Annotated in this window: 13 protein-coding genes; 8 read left to right on the top strand and 5 right to left on the bottom strand. The window is 64.9% G+C overall.

Features of this window, described 5'->3' with window-relative positions; translation table 11 throughout:
- Window positions 1-152: 152 nt before the first annotated feature.
- Both AB0L64_RS06125 and AB0L64_RS06120 read left to right on the top strand, forming a co-directional pair.
- Window positions 153-611, top strand: a complete 459-nt coding sequence (locus AB0L64_RS06125; RefSeq protein ID WP_363708268.1) for a dienelactone hydrolase family protein — start codon at window positions 153-155, stop codon at window positions 609-611.
- Window positions 612-774: 163 nt separating this feature from the next.
- Window positions 775-903: a hypothetical protein gene (locus AB0L64_RS06120; RefSeq protein WP_363708266.1), complete on the top strand. Its 129-nt coding sequence runs from the start codon at window positions 775-777 to the stop codon at window positions 901-903.
- 476 nt (window positions 904-1,379) lie between these two features.
- Here the strand turns inward: AB0L64_RS06120 and AB0L64_RS06115 are convergent, their stop codons facing one another.
- The gene (locus AB0L64_RS06115; RefSeq protein WP_363708264.1) at window positions 1,380-1,520 is read right to left on the bottom strand and encodes a hypothetical protein; all 141 of its coding nucleotides are present in this window, start codon (window positions 1,518-1,520) and stop codon (window positions 1,380-1,382) included.
- Window positions 1,521-1,699: 179 nt separating this feature from the next.
- Entirely contained in the window at window positions 1,700-4,435 is a 2,736-nt protein-coding gene (locus tag AB0L64_RS06110; protein ID WP_363708262.1) for a hypothetical protein, read from the bottom strand.
- A gap of 122 nt (window positions 4,436-4,557) precedes the next feature.
- Here AB0L64_RS06110 and AB0L64_RS06105 point away from each other — a divergent pair, with 122 nt between their 5' ends.
- Complete coding sequence (locus tag AB0L64_RS06105) at window positions 4,558-4,764, top strand: integrase core domain-containing protein (RefSeq protein ID WP_363708260.1); 207 nt, start codon at window positions 4,558-4,560, stop codon at window positions 4,762-4,764.
- A gap of 738 nt (window positions 4,765-5,502) precedes the next feature.
- Entirely contained in the window at window positions 5,503-7,641 is a 2,139-nt protein-coding gene (locus AB0L64_RS06100) for a hypothetical protein (protein WP_363708258.1), read from the top strand.
- Here AB0L64_RS06100 and mobF read toward each other — a convergent pair.
- Window positions 7,634-9,604, bottom strand: a complete 1,971-nt coding sequence (mobF, locus tag AB0L64_RS06095) for a MobF family relaxase (protein ID WP_363708256.1) — start codon at window positions 9,602-9,604, stop codon at window positions 7,634-7,636. The two genes, AB0L64_RS06100 and mobF, sit on opposite strands and share 8 nt — an antisense overlap.
- A gap of 284 nt (window positions 9,605-9,888) precedes the next feature.
- Window positions 9,889-11,625, bottom strand: coding sequence for a hypothetical protein (locus AB0L64_RS06090; RefSeq protein ID WP_363708254.1), 1,737 nt, complete (start codon window positions 11,623-11,625; stop codon window positions 9,889-9,891).
- A 1,050-nt stretch (window positions 11,626-12,675) separates the two neighbouring features.
- Here AB0L64_RS06090 and AB0L64_RS06085 point away from each other — a divergent pair.
- The 4 genes from AB0L64_RS06085 to AB0L64_RS06070 are packed head-to-tail and all read left to right on the top strand — an operon-like array spanning window position 12,676 to window position 17,201.
- Complete coding sequence (locus tag AB0L64_RS06085; RefSeq protein ID WP_363708252.1) at window positions 12,676-13,722, top strand: nucleotidyltransferase; 1,047 nt, start codon at window positions 12,676-12,678, stop codon at window positions 13,720-13,722.
- Entirely contained in the window at window positions 13,722-15,254 is a 1,533-nt protein-coding gene (locus AB0L64_RS06080) for a ThiF family adenylyltransferase (protein WP_363708250.1), read from the top strand. Before AB0L64_RS06085 ends, AB0L64_RS06080 begins: the two co-directional genes overlap by 1 nt.
- The gene (locus AB0L64_RS06075) at window positions 15,251-15,751 is read left to right on the top strand and encodes a Mov34/MPN/PAD-1 family protein (protein ID WP_363708248.1); all 501 of its coding nucleotides are present in this window, start codon (window positions 15,251-15,253) and stop codon (window positions 15,749-15,751) included. The genes AB0L64_RS06080 and AB0L64_RS06075 overlap by 4 nt, the downstream gene beginning before the upstream one ends.
- Entirely contained in the window at window positions 15,744-17,201 is a 1,458-nt protein-coding gene (locus tag AB0L64_RS06070) for an SAVED domain-containing protein (protein ID WP_363708246.1), read from the top strand. The genes AB0L64_RS06075 and AB0L64_RS06070 overlap by 8 nt, the downstream gene beginning before the upstream one ends.
- Before the next feature lie 180 nt (window positions 17,202-17,381).
- Here AB0L64_RS06070 and AB0L64_RS06065 read toward each other — a convergent pair whose 3' ends face one another.
- Window positions 17,382-17,864: a DUF6650 family protein gene (locus AB0L64_RS06065; protein ID WP_363708244.1), complete on the bottom strand. Its 483-nt coding sequence runs from the start codon at window positions 17,862-17,864 to the stop codon at window positions 17,382-17,384.
- Between the last annotated feature and the right edge of the window lie 48 nt (window positions 17,865-17,912).

The following is a 17,912-nucleotide window of genomic DNA, read 5'->3' as shown; positions in this document are numbered from 1 at the left end:
GACCGCACGTATGGCAGCCGGGTTCCGGCAGTCCGCCGCTCCTCTTCCTGCACGGTACCGGGGGCGACGAGCATGACCTCCTGGTACTGCGGCATCACCTTGCCCCCGACGCACCGGCGCTGTCGCCTCGCGGGACTGTGTCGGAGCACGGCATGGCTCGGTTCTTCCGCAGGCTCCAGGAGGGCGTCTTCGACGAGGAGGACCTCCGGCTGCGGACCGACGAGCTCGCCGCATTCCTTGCGGCCGCCGAGCAGAAGTACCACGTTGTTCCTGGCTCCTGGCTGGCGATCGGCTTTTCTAATGGCGCCAACATGGCATCCGCGTTGCTGCTACGCCAGCCAGAGTCGATGGCAGGCGCCGTACTGCTCGCCGCGATGGTGCCCTTCGCCGCCGACGAGCCCACAGACAAGGCTCTGGCCGGGAAGCGGGTGCTGATCGTGAACGGCGACCACGATCCGATGGCCACGCCCGCGCAAACCACCAGACTGACCGAGCAACTCCGCCGCCGCGGCGCCGACGTGCAACTCCTGCCGTTCCCCGGCGGCCACACCATCGACCCGAACCAACTGCCCCACATCAAGCAGTTCATCGACGCCGTACGCCGGAGTTGACGGCCGGCGCCCGGTTGCGGAGCGCGTCCCGAAGCCTCCTGTCAGGCACCGGACGAGAGGCTTCGGGAAGGGTCGTGGCAGCTGAGACGGTTATCAAGAAGTTGCGGAAGCGTTGGATCCCGGCTGGGATCGTGTGGAGTTGCGCGAGCAGTACAACGCGGCTGTGGCCGATCAACGGGCGGCCGAGTCGGCGCTAGCTGAGCTGTACGCGTCGCTCAGGTCGTCGCTGACGTACCAACACACTGAGCAGATCGTCGAAGTGGAGGTCGACCCGATGGGGACCTTGTGGTGAAGTGTGTCCGAGGCCGGACACGCACCTTAACCACACGCCTTGAACTCGCCACCGATGTTATCGGGCGAACTCTGTAACCGCTGATTCGGAGATCGGGGTCTGCACCCCTGAGGCGTCACGCACCTGAGCATTCTCCTCGCACCGCGGCCGTTCGCCTCGCCGAGACTCTGTCGGGGACCAGGTCATGCTCGTGGCGCTCGCCGACTCAGGCTATCGGCGTAAGAATGTGGCGCGGCTGCGTGTCACGAACAGGTCACACCGGATCGCCATGATCTTGGGACATCGTGCTGGCAGATCTGCGGAGACCTGTTGAAGGCCTCGACCTGTGGACCATCACCGATGCCCTGGCGAAAGTCGACCTCGCAGATACGGGGAGGCGACTCTTCTTGACACTGTCCGGTGGCGACGGGAGCGGGCGCTGGCCGCCGCGCGCTGGCACAGCAGCCCCCGCTGATCGTGTTCGACTAGCCCACCAACTAACTCGATATATTCGTGCCCAGCTCGAGTTCCTCCATCTTGTCCGCGGCTCGGGCGTCGCCGCGGTGGGCGCGCTGCGTGACCTCGACGAAGCGGCCACGCGCGGACCGTGTCCGCGTACTGCAGAACGGGGGCCTCATCGCCGAAGGCCCTACTCCTGGAGGTCCTCACGATCGACCTGATCGAATCCGTGTTCGGCGCTCGTGCCTCAGATCGGCACCTACCCGCCGCTCCACGTCCGCCCTCACATCGCGGTCGCTCCATGCACCTCCTGACAAGAACCGTCGCAGACGCGACCGCCGCCGCTGCCGACGTTGCCTCACCACTCCAGGCCTTCGACGCGGATCCGGATGATCGTCGCTGTGATGGGCATCGTGAGGCGGAGTGATTGCCGGCCGGTGATCGCCACCCTCGGCGTGCCATCCTGGACGGGATCGATAGTGAGTTCGGTCAGCGGGCCGAGATCGGCAGCGGGGCCGTGGGTGCGGTCGAGCAGAACCACTGTGCTGTCGAACTCGGGCACGAATGCCGCGTGAGCGGCGATCGTCTTCGACCCGAGCGTCACCGTTTGCCTGTCAACGCCACTCGTGTCGGCGACGATCCCATCGTTCCCCGCCTCCTGAGGATCGAGGTCGGCGTCGGCCTCCGGGAGTGGCGTCAGCCCGAGGTGATCCTCGATCTGCGTTCCCGTTGGAAGGATGAGCAGAGGATCGTCCATCCCGTCGACCAAAGCTGTGAGGTGGCTGGCGAGATCGTTGAGGTCGCACTGCTGGTGCGGGATCGGGTCGAGCTTGCCCAGGATCGTGGTGTTCACGTTCTCGGTCAGTCCGCTGGCAAGACGGGCGGCGAGACGTTCTGGGTTGCTGTAGACGTTCGATAATTCAACGAAGTAGTCCTTGGGAACGGACAGTTCGAAGGAGAGATCCTCGATGGCACCTTCTGGGGTTTCCACCGGCTCGTCCGGAGCGAGCAAGGACGCCAAGGAGACGCGCCTGCTGAGCGATCGGAGCAGCCTGGTCCGGAAGGCATCAACCCTGCTCTGATCGAGAGGGGCAGCCCGCAACGCGGCTGCCGCTGCATCGTCCCAGGCCTGCAACGCCCGACCTATGTGCTTGGCGATCTGCTCGAAGTCGGCTGGCTCGCGGTGCAGATCGAGGTCCCAGACATCCCGCGCCTCGGTGAGGTGGTTCTGCAGCCACCGCAATGATTGCGCTTGCTCACTGTCTGCGGGAGTATCCGGCTTCGTGATTCGGTCGGCCGCGAGCAGGATGAGTGTGGCATGCGCGGCGAAATTGTCGAGTTCAGCCTGATGAGCCTTGATGGGAAGCTTGCCGACCCGCTCCCATTCGTGCCACCGGCCGTAGCTGGTGTTCCTGCCGAGGGAGTCGACCACCGCGTAGAGGTCAACCGCCTTTCCTGCCTTCGGTGACTCATCGACGATCGTGTTCACAGTCGACGATCCTGTCTCGGTCGTCCCGTGCAGAACCCAGGCGATGAGCGCGACAGTTCCGCCGGTGATGTTGGGACGTAGTGCTCTCATCTCGTCACGCCCGTACGTGAAGAGGTTGGCGTGGTAGGCGAACGCGGTGGCGAACTCGGTGAGGTGTGGTGTGTCCAGGGAGTGCTTCACAATCTCTACGAACGTCCAGACGGCCTCGTCAGCCGCGCGGCGGGAGAAGGCGCTCGAGCTGTGTCCATGGGGAATGATGAACTCTGTCAGGCCATGCATTGAGGTCAGCAGGTTGTCTCGGGCGCCGCGGACGATCGAGTCCTGAGCCTCCGTCTCGACCAGGGTTTGCCAGATATGGGAGTAGCTACGGAGTGCGGTAGCGAGCCCAGGGAGGTCCACAGCCCGGAACGCGTCCTTGGCGCGTCGGTACGCCGCAGCCGTGGCCGTACTCGCCAGCCGCGGCTCGCGTTGTGCAGCGACAGTGTCGAGGGTGAAAATCTGGTCGCGAACACGGTCCCTGATCCGACTGTAGAAGTCGGGTTCGGGGTCTTTGGCAGCGCGCAGGTAGGAGAGGATGTCGCGGTAGTAGCCATAACCCGTCGCTGCGCGTTGAGCAAGCCCGTTCGCGATGGCCTCGGTGATAGTGTCCTGAAGGGAATCGGCCTCACTCAGCACCATGACAGCTGGGTCGTTCGGATCCTCCGACACTGCAGGAAACGCAGCACGAATGTCGCGCTCAGCGTTGGTGAGCCAGGACGTAGCAGCATTGCTGGCGTGGTGAATGTAGGCAAGCAGGTCGCCTGGGCGGACAGATTGTCCGGGACGGGCGGCGACGTAGATCGAAGGCATGGCCATGCCGGTCAGCTTGCCGTCGATCCGGCTGGCCTCGTCCAACGAGCTCATGGCATGCGCCAGAGGTACGACGGACGGCGTGAGGATACCCGGGCTGCCGTCGTACGTCACCGCCCTGCTCAATCGCGAGTCGGTCATGGGTCGCTCGGTGACGGGGAACAGCCCACGGCTCGGATCGAGCTTGCTGCGGAAGCTGGCCGCTCGGTTCCCGGCCATGTCCTTGGCCTCGGCTGCCTTGTCGACCTCCCGCTTGAGATTGTCGAGTGTCAGGCTCTCGATCATACGCGGTGCTCTGTACAAGTCCGCCATCCGCCAGTAGGCAAGGGCGATTGTCAGCAGCGATGGAACTACAACCGCGACTAGGACCGCCCAGACGCTGATCCGGTTCGGCACGGCGAGTGCGGCGGCGCCGATGATGAGGTCTGACCCGACGCCCAGGACAAGCATCCGGGCGAACCGGACGTGAGCGACCACCAGCCGCCGCGCTGAACCGAGGGCGAGAGGCGGGGCGCTGAGAAGCTGGAACGCGATGGCGAGACCGGCGAAACCGATCGACACGAACGATGCATGGACCTGCCACATCAGCCCCAACGCGGCTGCGGCGTCCCTCGTGGCCTCAGCATCCTCACCACGCCGCAGCCACCACCCACCGCCGAGTGTGACGACGACGAGTACCAGCCAGAGCCACAGTGTCCGCGTTGTCAGCAGCCAACTGTAGACGTCAGGGTTCTTGCGCTTGGATCGTGTCTGCACCGGCAACAACTACCAGACGCCGGATCGACTCAGTTTGCCGGTGTGGCCCGACGGGCCAGTGGTGTCCACCGGGGGCCAACCCAGCGCAGCCCGGAGTCAGCCGGAAGGTTCGTGGCACCTCAGTGATCGAGTCGTGGCACTCCACGGTGGAGTTTGAGTTACGCAGGCTCGAGCACTTCACGACCAAGGCTCACGCCCGTGCCCGCGTGGCGGCCTGGATCGAGGAGTACAACCACGACCGGCGCCACTCCGCGCTCGGGATGCGCTCGCCGCTCGATTACGAACTCACCCACCAACCCCACGACCAGGAACCGGAACATGCAGCATGAACGACCGGATCCCCGCACACCGAGTCTGACCTCGTCCTCGCCGGCGTCAAGGCTAAACCCCTGCGGGGTGGCCTCCGGCCAGCCTTGACCCTCGCCTCCGGGCGAGCTCCTCAGGCAGCCAGCGGGGGACGGCCAACAGACCGAAACAACAAGATTAAGTCTCTACGGTTTCAGGGGATTGCCGCAGGCGGCGGGCGGCTTGACGTGATTGGCTCCGCGACCCGTGGTTGTCGCGAGGAACTCGGGCTCGACATCCCCAGAGATCATGTGCGGTTGCTGGGCCTGGCGGTTGACATGGCGTACTACCTGTGGAGTTTCCTGGGGCTGGTCGAGGCCGGATGCTCAGCACACGAGGTTCTCCAGCGGCATGGGCTCCACGCCAAAGATCGATGGGAGGGCAAGCTGGAGATCTTGCCTGCCGACCCGGTGGCTGTCTTCAGGCGGCTCCAGGCCGACGGGGCGTGGGACTTGGCTCTAGTTTGCGCCTACCTCGCATTCTGCAGCCGACTAGGATTCGCCGCTGCGCAGGAGGCTGCTCGTGTCGTGTTCGGTCGCTGACTTGTTGTTCGATCAGCACGGCCTCCGGGTGCGATGCTGCCCAACACCTCGCTGACTGTAGTTTTGGGTGGCTGTTGAGCTGTGGGGGAGGAGTGGATGGTTGTGCCCGGAGGGCCGAGGGTGTTGCTGGCGCGGGTGGGGGCGTTGCTGAAGGCTGGGCCGCGAGCGGTTGATCGATTGATGTCCTGGGTGATGTTGCTGATGGTTGTCGATCGGCTCACCGAGCAGGCGGAGTTCGTCGAGGCGAGGGCCTACGCACGGCACAACCCGGCGACGAGTCTGCGTCCACGCAACGGTCACCTGGCGCGCTCCACCACGACGGTGCGGGAGCGTGCCTACGCGACGACGGTCCTCGCGGTCGTGACCTGGCTGATCGGGTGGCGTGTCGTCTGGAATGAGCTCGAGGCGACCGTCGGTTGGTTCAGGCAGTCTGACCCGAAGGATGCGGCGGACGTCATCCACGCGCTGGTTGACGTCTTGACGGATGCGGGCGGTGTGGTGAGCGGTGCGGTCGTCGCTGCCAACATCCTGGTCGTGGCACTCTGCCTGGGCGCTTTGAGGCTGGCGGTCCGACAGCACGACGCGTGGTTCGCGGCGCTTTCGGAGCATGTTCTGCCGGAGTTGCGGATCCTGATCAATCGCGAGGTCACTCGGTGGCATCCGGCCGAGCTGCTTGTCGACACTACGCCGGGACTGGCCGGCCGCGATCTGCCGACGCCGTGGATCGAACGCGCGAGTTCGCAACGCGTGGATCGGCTGATCACCGAACTGGGGGCGACGGCAGTGGCTGTCAGCGGGCGGCGGGGCGTTGGCAAGACCACTCTGCTCCGCAACATGCTCGAGACCGTCGTCACACCTGCTCCTCAGCCGGCTGTCAGGGGCAAGCAAGCGATGCTGGCGCCGTTGTCGGTGTTCGTCGAGGCGCCGGTGGACTATGCGCCGAAGGACTTCCTGATCGATCTCTTCGCCCAGCTATGCGAGAAGGTCATTCAGGTTGACCCGGGTCGGCGGTTCGGCCCGAAGTCGCTGCCGTCCCGGGTCGTACTGCGTGCTGTGCGATTCGTCGGCCGGGTCGCCTGCGTGCTGTTTGTGCTCGGCGCCGTGGTGGCTTCGCCGGTGGAGCCTCAGGCTGAGCCTGAGGCACGCTGGATATCGGAGTCTGCGACGAGCGCGCTGCACTGGGTCGGCATCGACGTACCGCTTGGACCCGGGATGCTCGGATTGCTGTTCCTGGGCGCAGTTGGCGTCGGTGTCGGTCTGGGGTGGATCACCAAGCCGGCGTCGGGCCCGTTGGCGCGCAGGGCATCGACGGAGCTGGCGCAGCTGCGGTACTTGCAGACCCTTCAGTCAGAGCGTTCGATCAACCTGAGCCGCGCCTTCGTCGCTTTGGGATTCCGGCGGGCACGTCAGCTCGCGCAGCAACCGATGACCCTGCCGGAACTCGTGCGGCGGTACCGGGCGTTCGCGCAGCAAGTGGCCGACGAGCCGCTACCCGGCAAAGGTGTCGGTCTGCTGGTCGCGATCGACGAGATGGACCGGATCGCCGAGGCGGAGTCCGCGGAGGTGTTCCTGAACCAGATCAAGGCGACCTTCGGTGTGCCTGGCTCGATCTACCTCGTGTCGGTTTCGGAGGATGCGCTCGCGCACTTCGAGCGGCGCGTGTCGACGTTGCGTACGACGGTGGACACCTCATTCGACGAGGTTGTGTGGTTGCCTGACTTCTCCCTCGCCGAGTCCATGGATCTCTTGAGATCCCGGCTCACGGGCTTTCCGGATCTGTTCCTGGCGTTGTGCTTCTGCCTGTCCGGCGGCGTACCACGGGATCTGTTGCGGGCGGCGAGGAGTCTCGTGGACGCGCGGAGGGACACCGGGGCGGAGCAGCTGAGCGACCTCACCCGGTCGGTGGTGCACGCCGAGGTTCAGTCGTTCGGCCGCGGCGCCCTGCGCTCGCACATGATCTCGCCGTCCGGGCCGGCCAAGGCGCCGGAAACCTTCATCGAGCTGCTGGCCAATCAGCCGCGGGTGCGGGCCGGGAAGCTGATGGACGTCTTCGAGACCGTGTCGCAGCATACCGGCGACGAGGTGCAGGAGTACGCCGCCGTGCTCAGTTACTACGCGACCATCGAATGGATGTTCGTGGAGCGTCGCGACATCGTCGAGGCAGCATTGGTCGAGTCACCGGACGAGACCGCGTTGCGCGTCGTCGAAGACCTGGCGGCTGCACGAGCCATGCTCGCCATCAGCCCACAGCTGGCGACGGCACGGCTGGCGGAGATCCGTCGTACGGTGAGCTCACAGTCGGGCACCGGGGTCAGCTGAACCGCGGCGTGTTCCGGCTGGTAAGTGTCAGCCGACTATGAATGAAGCGCTTGCCGATGTCGATCTGCTGGAAGTCGTGACCGGTGAGTTCAGCGGCTTGGGTGTCTTTGGCGATGAGTCGGAAGATTCCGCCGGTGTCGGCCGCGGAGACTTGGGCATCATCTCCGACCAGGAGAAGCTTCGCGCCGGCGATGTCGGTGACTCGGGCGAGTGTTGCGAGTTCCATTGTGCCGGCCATGGAGGCTTCGTCGACGATGACGAGCTGGTTCTTGCGGAAGCGCCAGCGGTCGTCCTCGGCGCGGAGCGTCGCGAGTTGTACGGCGAGTCGCTGGTGGCGGCGTCGGCGGCGCATCTGTTCGGCAACGTGTACGGCGTACTCGGTGCGCTGCATCCGTTCTCGTCGTTGCTTGGCGCCGAGCCTTGCGGAATCGTAGATCCATTTGTCGATGTTCTCGGTGGGGATGTCGATGGCGTCGGCGAGGATGGTCGACGCAGACGACGACGGCGCGAGGGCGATGACAGAGCCTTCGCCGTGCTCGGTCTGCCAGTCGTTGGTGAGCGCGGACAGCAAGCTGGTCTTGCCGGTGCCCGCTGGGCCGACGAGCGCTTCGAGCGTCTGGCCGCTGGTTCCGATCCTCTGGAGGGCTCGCGCCTTGTCTGGGCTCAGCCCTTGCGTGTGAATTTCGGGGACGGTCGGGCCTGCCGCGTTTCGTGCGAGGTCGAGCAGCAATGATTCGGCGCCGAGGATGACAGGGGAGGTGAAGATCTCGCTGTTGTGGATCGTGAAGATACTCTCGCCGTCTGCTCGGGGGATCGGGGCGGAGAAGACAGCGGGCGGTGTGAGACTGATCGAGTGGTGTTCGGCGCATTCGACGATAGACTGCAGTACGGCAAGGCGCTCATCAGCGGAGACGAGGCGGAGCAGCCTAGTCTGGCGTGTGGCTTCGGCCATGAGGTTCCAGCGGTTCCACGTCGCGCGCTTCGTCTGGAGCGTGAGAACGGTCGCGGCGCCGTACGCCTCGATCGTCTCCGGGCTGAGATCGGCGGCGGCCAGTCGCCGACGCGGTCGAGTGAGCGCTGAATGGCGCCCACCGCGTCCGCGCCGATCGCCTGATCGGCACGTGCGCGCCACTGCCCCATCATCGCTGCGAGGGGTCGAGCGAGGTGCTTCGGTGGCCGGCCAATGAGTGTTGCACGTTGGCGAAGAACGTACATCTCGCTGCGGGTCGGCGGACGAGTTGGTCGCTGCACTGTCGAGCAGTACGGCGAGATTGGCTTCGATCTGGTCGGTTCGGCCGGAGAACTCGGCGATGAGTTCGTCCGGTACGGCGTCGATCTCGAACGCCGGATTGACGCCGGGACGCCGGGCCAGATTGTCCGCTAGGAACACGTTGTGGATCTCCGACATCGCGACTGCCGAGCGATGCAAAGTACGGCTGTCGAGCGTGCGCCACACGCCGTCCAGGCCTTGCACACGGTTCCCGACGACGGCGTGGGTGTGGAGCTGGGGATCGCCGCTGCGCGTGTCCCAGTGGTCGAACGCTGCCGCGATCACGCCATGGACGTCGAGCCGAGCAGCGCCGCGTTCGCCGGTTCTCGTAAAGGCAGCCTGCTGTTCGATGAGTGCGAGGACGTCGTGAACGGCCTCGTGATGCGCGGCGACGATTTGCTCCTGCGTACCGACGTCAGAGGTTGCCCACAGCGCCGATACCGACTTGTCGGGGGAGAAGGTCAGATCGAAACCGGCGACAGCCTGCTTGGTTTTCTGACGCATCTCGCTCTTGCGGATCTGCTCGATCTCCGCATCGCGCTTTGCATCGCTGAGGGTCGGATCGAGCGCGCGGACCTGCTGCTCAATCCGCTCCGATGGGCTCTTGAAGAGCGAGTGCGGACTGCCCAGGATCCGTCCAGTCAACGGGTCCTCAGCCCGACCGAACAGAGCCGCCATCTGTACCTCGGACACCTCGTCCCGGGAGCGAGTTCACCGTTTCCGAGCCCGTCCAAACCACTGCCCATCCATCGACGGCCGGGTATCCCGACGCGGCGTAGTACGCCGTCAGCGACATGGACATCCGGCGATCCACATCGCCGGCCGCGCTATGCCGCAACAGATACTGATAACCGTCCCCAGCCGCCAACCGATGAATCGTCAGCACGGCCACGCACAAGCACAGGTCGAGCCAGTTCGAGGCACCATGACAGCTCAACGGTCCGCACGGCAGAGGACCGCGCTCTACTGCTAGGCGGCTATGCCCAGGTCACAAGATCGGCTCGGTCGAATCCGGCGTCTTCCGCCATCCGTCGTAGTGCGGTCCGCACCAGGTCGCGGACGTCCTCCTGGGGGAGCGATCCGCGTCCGATGACCGCGATGTCGAGCTGGGACAGCCGGGTCTTCTGGGTGGTTCCGAACGGACTCAGATCGACGAGATCTCCGAGGCGGAACGTCCGCTTGGGGCCGGTGTTCGGCGGGTGCTCGCTGATCAGGTGAAGACTCACGCGTGGTCGTCCACCAGGATTCGGGAGGCTGATGTCCTCGTCGAGGGCCAGTGGAAGTACGTCGAACGCAATGTGCCAAGCCGCCGTGAGGAAGTCGACGATCTCGTTGAGCGACAGTCTCTTGAGAACTGGCGTGTTCGGCTGGCCAGCTTCGGGCTGGCAGCCGTCGAAGTCGAGCTCGAGATCCACGACCGAGGTGATGCCGGGAGCCATCAGCTGCGGCATCAGGTACTGCGCTCGACCGCGTATCGCCGGCAGTTCGCCGGAGTCGTAGATGACGCATTCGTACGACGCACCCAAGCTGTCGTTTCGACCCTGCAGATCGTTCGTCTGCCGCCACCGCAGCTCACCTGGAACGTCGATCCGGTCTGCAGCAAGTGCAGCGATCGGCTCGACCATTGCGCGTTCGGCAAAGGCTGCCGCCAGTCGGCGTCGACCTCCAGCGGTGAGCCGGGGCTCGGCCTCGACGCCGGGCATGTGTGCGACCAGCCGCAGCCTGCAGTCGAGGCGCGGTACGGACCCGATAGCGATTTCGGTGTCGACGGCCGCGTGCTGATCGAACGCGAGGTTCGGAATCCATCGCCAGTCGCCGTTAGCCATCCCTCGGACCATCGTGCCGTCGGACCAAGCGCCCCCAGCAGTTGCTATCTGCATCATGTTCGGACCGATATATGGGCCCTTGGGGCCGATTGGCAGGCCCACGCCGTCCGCACCGTTGGTGTGCCCGTCGCTGACCCTTGAGATCGCATTCCACAGGTCGCCGGTGATGATCACTGGTTGCCGGTTCCGCAAGGCGCAGATCACCGCTGGGTGCCCACAGCTGCCGCCTCTCAGATGCTGTACGAACCCGGGGCCGATCGGGTAGGCCTCGGTGATGGCGGCGCCAAGAAAAGACGCGCCGCCGACTGCGTCGTACACGTCCTCGAACGACTGCTTGATGCTTGGCACGCCCTCGCCCAAGGCTGGGCCGACCGGACCGCTGGCCTGGAGCGCAGTGTGGAGGAGCAGAGCGGTCTCGTGTGCCAGATGTCCGGCGATCTCCAGCTGGTCGACTGCGGCATTGAGCTCGGCGGTGGTATCTCGGAACAGGTCAGTTAGGAGCTCGGGCAGCACGTCAGCCAGGTCTGGCAACCGGTTGAGTTCGGCCCGGGCGGCCTCGTCGAACTCGGCCTCGTGGTCGAGTTTCCACTGACGTAGCGTAGCGACCGAGTAGAACTCACTCGTGTGCTCATCATCGATGAGCCGGTGATGACGTCCGCAGAGAACCAGCAGGTTGTCGAAGCCCTCGCGATCATCAACCTGCTCCGTCCCGCGAGGCCCGGACTCGACCGCGGCGACGATATGCGCGATCTGTCCGACGAAGACCGGTTGGCCGTTCTTGAGGACGATCACGCGCTCGACGCACTCAGGTTCGTAGCAGACACCGCGGCTTACAGCGTACAGCGCGCGCCGAACGCGCTCGGAGATCTGCCCTCGGGATGACGCCACGGATGGAGTTTAGGCCGCCCTTCGATGCGTCTGTTGCAGGCGCTACGCCTCGGTATCAGGTTCCGTCGACGAATGGTTTGAGCCGGCAACAGGCGCGCCTGTGCGCGCGCCTCAGGGCCTGGCGGAGCGTTGCGTTGGCGTGCTGGAGTTCGTTGACTTGGCGCTGCAATCGGTCGACTTCTGTGCGGAGTGCGGCCTCCTGTTCGGTCTCGATTGCTTCTGCTGAGTGGAGCCGTTTGCGGCTTCGCCAGTGGCGGAGGCGGCACTGACTTGAGCAGAAGCGTTGGTCGGATCTGGCCGCGAGATAGATGCCGCTGCAGTGCTCGCAGACGTGTCGACGCACGGCGAGATCGTGTCCGAACGGGGTGCGAAGGTCGTCCATGTCTGGTCAACGGGCGGCCGGTGAAGCTCCCGAACTGTTCGTTGCAGGGTGCTGAAACGCCTCAAGTGCCAGATGTGTGACGGCGACGGCTGCAGCGTTTTGCCTGGTGCGGGTGAATCGGGCTGCACGGAGAGTCTGACTGAGCATTGAGCTTTCAACTAGCATGTGGTAGTTGCGCTCGCCGTTGAGGCGAATCGACAGGTGGTGTGCAGACGAGAACCCAAAATCCGGATGCAGCAGTGGACCCGCGCGTTATGCACTCGTGTTCCGTCGGACGTGTGCGTCCCCGTGTTGCAGCGAGCAGGTGGTGACTCTCCACGCGCCAGTCGAGTGGATCGCATCGATCTGTAGAAATTGGCCCCTGCGGAGGGATTGTGCTGTAACCGATGCGATCTTCGGTGGCCTTCACCTTAAACATGCGTTTGCTCTATGCGATTGAACTGGTGCGCCTTGCGACGTCTGGCTGCGGGGGAGTCCGCATGCCTAGGGGAATGCCGTCTCGTCCGCTCTCTGCACGTCGCTCACACGGTGCGTCGACAAACGGCATGCCACGGGCCCACCACTTCGGAAAATGTCGGCGGTGGCAGATACGGTCGACGTCGACAACACTGCCAGCTTGGTCCACATAGGAATGTCGAGCACCTTAGGGACCATTGAGGAGAGTCACGATGGAAACCCTGAGTACAGAATTCGAGTCCGCCGTCACGAATGTCACTATCCACGGCGAGAAGCAGACGCGCGCCTCCGAGGCTCACTCGGAGGTGCGTGAGCTACTGGAGGCCGATAGACAACTGCGTGGCTGGGGGATCGACACGATTTTGATCGGCTCCTACGCCCGGCGGACCGGGCGTTACCCTGGCAAGGACGTCGACGTGTTCCTGCGGTTCAAGAACCTGTCTGTGCGCCATGACCCAGGGCGGATCTACGAGGAGGTTAAGCGGGTCCTGGTCGAGCACTACGGGCTCAAGGGCCGGGACGTCGGCGGACGGGTCACCGAGCAGGCGCGGAGCCTGAAGATCGACTTCGAGGACTCGGGTGTCCCGGAGGACCTGGCGTTCAGTGTGGACGCGGTCCCGGCTGTCCCGTGGGGCGAGCACTGGGGGATCCCGAACCGGAACCGCGACCGTTGGGACGAGGAGGACGGCCGCTGGGTCAAGACCAGCCCGGTTGAGTTCGCCGTCCGCACCAACAATTTGGCGACGGCGCCCTCGACGCCGTCCGTCGGCAACCGGTCGGCCTACCGGCCGATCGTGCGCCTGCTGCGCCAAGTCCGCCACGTGCACGTTGGCGAGAACAGGCCAGGCGGACTCTACACGGAGATCGCTGCATACTACGCATGGTCGGACGACCGGGTGACCGGGTCGTCATGGGCCGAACTGCTCGCCGGTTCCCTCGGCGCGGTCGCGGACGAGTTCGATCTGGCCAGCACCGACGGCATGCTCGACCCCATACTCCAGACGCAACTGAAGCCCGCGCTGCTTCCCGACCAGTGGGGATCGGGAGCCTCCAAGTTCCGTGAACTCGCTGGTCTGGCGAAGCAGGCGCTCGACGCTGACAGGTGCCGGGCGGCCAAGTTGTGGCGGGACGTTCTAGGTACGAACGACAGGGGCCAGGTGCTCCCATTGCCGGATGGCTGCGACGCGAACGGCTTCGCGATCGCCGGCGTCGCCGCAGTCGAGGCCTTGGGGAGCAACCAGCCGCGCGGATTCGCGTGATGGCGTTCGAGACCTTCGATGCCGGCGGTTTCGAGCGGTTCTGCTCCGGTCTTGTGGCCGCCGGCTTCAGCCCGGTCGATGACACCGACCTCAAGACATGGACGGGACCGATCCGGGAGTCGCTCAAGCCGCTGACCGATCGGGAGCGGATGCAGGTGGTCTTCTACGACGGGTGGCCGCTGCGGTATGCGCACGTGAAGGTCGAGGGTTTGAGGGCGCCGCACGTCTACGACGGATTCGTGTGCCTGTGGGCCGACGACGATCCGGCCCAAGTCGAAGGACGCAACCTCGAGGCGCTCTGGGCCCGGGTCGACGCCTGGGCGGTGGCGGCGCGGACCGGCTTCGGCGTCGCCGACCAGGCGCTCGACTCGTACCTGTTATTCGACCAGGCGAGCGGCTACCGTCTCGAACTTCCGGTTGGCGAGTTGCTTCGTGGCGCCTCCAACGGCGCGATCATCGACCTCACGGCCCACCTGCGGACGATCCTGTTCCAGGTGGGGGTTGAACGAGACACCCCGACGTTCAAGGGAGTCCTGTACCACCGCCGCAGGATCATCAGCCCACCCGTTGACCTGGCTCAGTTTCGAGACGCCCTCGCCCTCCGCCAGCGTCAACACTTCGAGAGAGGACTTGCGGCCCGGCAAGACGCGGACATCAAGACGCCTAGCGGTGGACTCGACTTCGCCGTGCTGACCTGGCCCAGGTTCGATGGACAAGTCGACGCTATCGCGCTCGGCTTCTCTGGACACGGCGCTGAGGTCCTGGCCGAGGCTCACGCAGCCTTCCCATCCGACTCGGCGGCCCGCATGCGACGTGCTGGGTCCGATGCGCGTGCGCTGACCAGCAAACGCGTCCTGGTGGCCGGGCTGGGATCGATCGGAGGAAGCGTGGCACTGCTGCTGGCAGAGAGCGGCGTCGCGCACATCAGGGGCTACGACTCGGATTCCCTCATGACCGCCAACCTCGTCCGACACGTCGCCGGCGAGGACTCGGTTGGCTACAACAAGGTCGTCGGCGTTAGCGTGAAGATCGACGATCATGCGCCTTGGTGCGACGTCGAGATAGTGACCAAGGACCTACCGTTCGTGCCCTCCGAGCTCGCGGACAGCGTGCAGGGTTTCGACCTGGTCGTCGACTGCACCGGATCGGCGCCGATGACTGCCGCGCTCTGCATCGTGTGCGCTCAGGAACGCGTACCCCTCATCACCGGCGCCCTCTTCCACCAAGGAGCCCTCCTGCGGATCCGACGCCAGGCGGAGAGCGACACTCCTATCTCCGCCCGCGACAAGTCGATCGAATACCTGCCCCTGCCGCCAGACGATACCCGGCCTGCGGGCGGTTTCCTCGAAATCGGATGTACAGCGCTCGTCAACAGTGCCCCTCCCTGGGCGGCTCAGCGGGCTGCCGCGGACATCGCGGCTGCGGTCATCGACCAACTCATGGGGTACCGTCTACTGCCGGACGAGCAGGTCGCAGTCCTGCGGCCTCTCGCAGCTCCGCCCTTCGACGTGATGGGTCCCGTGACAGCGTGACGCACGCCCGGCCAGAACTTCTCATCACCGAGAGCGCGATCGACCGGCTGAAGCAAGCGGCCAGCCTCTCCCACCCGCTCGAGACAGGCGGCATCCTCGTGGGTGTCCATGCCGACCAGCAGCCGTGGGCGACCATGGCCATCGAACTGCCCACCTCCAGCCGCGGACGAGCCCATTACCAACTGGCCGGCGGAACGACCCAACCCGCCGTTCTAAGTACGCGAGCGATCGACCCCCGACTCGGGTACATCGGGGACTGGCATTCACATCCCGCAGACGTGCCGCCGAGCAGGACGGACCTCGCCAGCCTTCGGCTCATCTCGTATCTGCACCCTCGCCTGCCGAACCCGACGCTCCTCGTGCTTCGGCGCAGGCTCGACGGCGACTATGACCTTGACGCCCGGCGCATCACTACCGTCAACCCTGCGCGTTGTGCGGTCAGGATCACGGGCGACCTGCCGACACACGTCCACGACTCGATGGAGCCAAATGACTGACTACACGCGCCGTGACATGCCGCGGCCCACGGGGGTGCGCATCGCTGGTGACCGCTATCAGTGGTTACATGCCTGGCGCCTCTGCATGCGCGTCGTCAACGAGCAGCGGACGCACAGCTCCACGAATCCCGGAACCGCAGTCGGTGTCGAATGCGACGATGCTGGCAATCTTGACGACGTCGTCTATTATCGCGGTGAGCCGCCGAACGACTACGCGCAGGTCAAGTACGCTGTCGACGCGCGCACTCCGATCAACCTGGAATACCTGACTAGCAACGATCTGCTCAAGAAGCTCGTCTCCAGCTACCGCCATCTCGCATGCAACGGTGAACGCGTCCGGGTTTCGCTGATCACGAATCGCGCCATCGATCCAGGCGACATCCTACTTCGTGACCGTGATGCCCGAGACGGTCGGCTAGTACCCCGGGCCGCACAGGGTGGCCCGAAGTCCGACCGCGGCCTGGCCCGCAAGGAATGGGCCAAAATCGCAGACGTAACCGAGGCGGACCTGCTCGCCTTTTTCGAAGACTTCTACCTCGAAACGTCCGAGGATCCGGTGAGCCTTCAACGCGAGGTCAGCCTGCTGATGACCGTGAACGGACTCCGGTCCGATGAAATGGCGATCGACGCCGCGACCGGCTGGGTCGCCAGGCAGGTGGAAGATGGTCATCAGCGCCTTTCCTTCGACGACATCGAGAACGCCATCACCATGCTGAGCCTGCAGGCGGGAACCCCTTGGACACCCATCTCGATCGCGACGCTCAGCCGCGACCGATTGGCCGATCAGGCCCAGTACGCCCTGGACTGGGTGGACCGGATCGATGGCGATGACGCCTTCACCAAGGTCGCACCCAAGCCCCCGTCCACATGGGAACAACTAGCCAATGACATCGAGGACATCCCTAACCACCTCGGAGAACACCGCCGGCTCATGCTCACCGGAACGATGCGACAGGCCACCGGGTTCAAGGCAGGCACAGTGCTCCGACGGGTCCTCGGCTACGAGGTTGGCATCAGACAAGGGGAACAACCCTGGTCCAGCGAAGTCACCGCGGCGGCAATGCTGCCGATCCATCACCAGCGAGATATCGGACTCGGCGGCGATCCCGCGCTGGTTGTTTCGGTCACCACCGATGCAACCGACGCAGTGGTCAGCTGGATCAAACGAACAGGAATTGCGGTCGGGACGGTTCACACCGCAATGCCCGTAGGAGGGCAGATTGGTCCGCGATCCGTGCCAGATCCAGAAGCAGCCAATGCCCTCGCGGTCGGCATCCGCGACCTCGCACGCCAGATCGCGGCCCCTGCCGGAACCCTCCACCTCTTTCTCGCAGGTCCGTTGGGCCTAGCGCTGCTCCTTGGACACCATTGGAACCGAGTAATGCCAACCGTGGTCTACGAGCACCTCGGCACGACGGAGTACGTACAGGCGTTCCGCGTCTCTGCCTAACTGGGCGCTTGGGTGCCAGGTATGTAGCTACCCGTCGCCGTCAACCGGGCCTCCGACAATGACCTGGCGTGGACGATGAGATCGACCACGCCAGGTCATACCGCTCGTCAGCCGGTTTCGACATCGACGCGGCCAGCCCGGCTTGGATTCGCCGGCCTGGGCTGGACTCGGCGGCAAGGTCTAGTCGAAGCCGGGTACGAATGACAGATCCTGGCGAGGAAGGATCTCCAGCAGTTCCGGCTCGAGAGGAATTCTGAACGCGAATGCCAGGGCGGCGATGTGCGGCGCCATGGCGAATCGCATTGCGTCCAGATGCTCAATGAACCTGCCGATATGGTTACCGAAGTCGCGATTCTGCCCGGCCGCACTCACGAACTCGGTGGCGGCCCGTCGAATTGCGCGGAGCGCAGAGTCGACGTCGTCTCCATGCTTGGCTGCAGGCAGCCTCTCGGTCATGAGTTTGCGAATCTCTTGCGCTGACATGACGCACGCGACTGGATCTTCCCGACCGAGTTGTTGCCACAACACCCGCCGGTTCTCCAGATCGATGAGAACGCTGCGCGCCACCTCGTAATTGGACTCTAAGTACTCCCATTCTACGGAACCGCCGATAGGGCCGACCTGCCCGCCGATTCCCGTAACGCGGACCCTGAATTTCTTCAACGGACCCTCCCCTGCCAAGTCAGGCATCACTGTCGCGGCGCGTCATTC

The organism is Kribbella sp. NPDC051936 (assembly GCF_040680955.1).
Lineage (GTDB): Bacteria > Actinomycetota > Actinomycetes > Propionibacteriales > Kribbellaceae > Kribbella.
The sequence above is the reverse complement of the archived record's forward strand: the minus strand, read 5'-3'. Positions and strand labels throughout refer to the sequence as shown.